Source organism: Oleiphilus sp. HI0043 (assembly GCF_001634935.1).
This window is the reverse complement of sequence record NZ_LWEY01001343.1, coordinates 1-1,468: the sequence shown is the minus strand read 5'-3', so window position 1 is coordinate 1,468 and position 1,468 is coordinate 1. Positions and strand designations below refer to the sequence as shown.

Annotated in this window: 2 protein-coding genes; both read left to right on the top strand. The window is 46.4% G+C overall.

The window, feature by feature from the left end; genetic code table 11:
- Window positions 1–670 (top strand): 4Fe-4S binding protein (locus tag A3729_RS17970; protein ID WP_156497998.1); only part of this gene is annotated, 670 nt, incomplete at its 5' end.
- A gap of 109 nt (window positions 671–779) precedes the next feature.
- On the top strand, window positions 780–1,468 hold a 689-nt coding region (locus A3729_RS17965), incomplete at its 3' end, for a twin-arginine translocation signal domain-containing protein (RefSeq protein WP_156497997.1).

Below are 1,468 nucleotides of genomic sequence, written 5' to 3'. Positions count from 1 at the left end.
CCTCGACCCGATTATTTTTGTACTTTGGGTTTTTGTCGCTGCCACAGTCTTAATGTGGGGCCGAGGTGTTTACTGCGGCTGGTTGTGCCCCTTCGGTGCCTTGCAAGAGCTGATAGGCGAAATCGCGATGAAGCTACGCATTCCTCAGCTACATATTCCTTTTGTTATTCATGAGCGTTTATGGGCGATTAAATACCTAATTTTGCTAGCTTTGTTTGGCTTATCACTGGAGTCCCTGGCTGTCGCAGAAACCTATGCCGAAGTGGAGCCTTTCAAAACAACTTTCCTGCTGCGCTTCGATCGCGATTGGCCCTTCATTCTTTACGCGGCCGGGCTTCTGGTTACGTCAATATTTAATCGTAAGTTCTATTGCCGCTACGTCTGCCCAATGGGTGCAGCCATTGCTATTCCTTCTTTCGCTCGCCTCTTCGACTGGCTAAAACGCCGAAAAGAATGCGGCAAGCCCTGCCAGCTTTGTGCCCAAGAGTGTGAGATCGGAGCGATTGCTCCTACTGGTGAGATTAATATGCGCGAATGCCACTACTGCCTCGATTGTCAGATGACTTATCACAGTAAAGAGAAATGCCCACCACTTGCCAAAAAATACCGCAAAGCAACGAAAGAAGCGCCTGTCGAGCCGGTTCGTATTGTCAACCAAGGAGGCTCATAAGATTCGAATACAAAAGAAAAACACACAATAAAAGCAATTAAAGAATTAGCAGTACAAACAACGAAGTAAGAAGTTCTCTATCACAACCAGGAACAACTTGGAGATCATTATGACCGACATAAATAAGGAAAACCCTGTCGACCGCCACGTCGATGATAGTCCTGAAAAAGAAGGCATGAGCCGTCGTAAATTTATTGGTGCAACCACTTTAGTCGGTGGTGCAGGTGTTGCTGCGTCAACACTTACCGCATCCATGTTTTCAGAACTTGCTCAGGCAAAAACGGCCGAGAAAATGGCTGCTAGCGCCCATGTAGGGCCAGGTGAGCTCGACGAATATTACGGCTTTTGGAGTGGAGGTCACTCAGGTGAAGTTCGCATACTTGGCCTACCTTCAATGCGTGAGCTAATGCGTATTCCGGTATTCAACCATGAAAGCGCGACTGGCTGGGGTCAGACCAACGAAAGTAAAGCAGTCATGGGTGAATCTGCCAAGTACTTTAACGGTGATGCACATCACCCTCATATGAGTATGCAAGATGGCCGCTATGACGGTAAGTATGTTTTCATCAACGATAAAGCAAATACTCGTGTAGCACGTATCCGCTGCGACATTATGAAAGCCGATAAGATGATCGACGTTCCAAATGTACAGGCGATCCATGGTTTAAGGGTTCAGAAAGTACCTCATACCAAATATATATTCTGTAACGGTGAATATGAAATTCCATTACCGAATGACGGACGTGATTTGGATGACCCTAGTAAATATTTCTCCATGTTCAACGTCATTGACGCTGA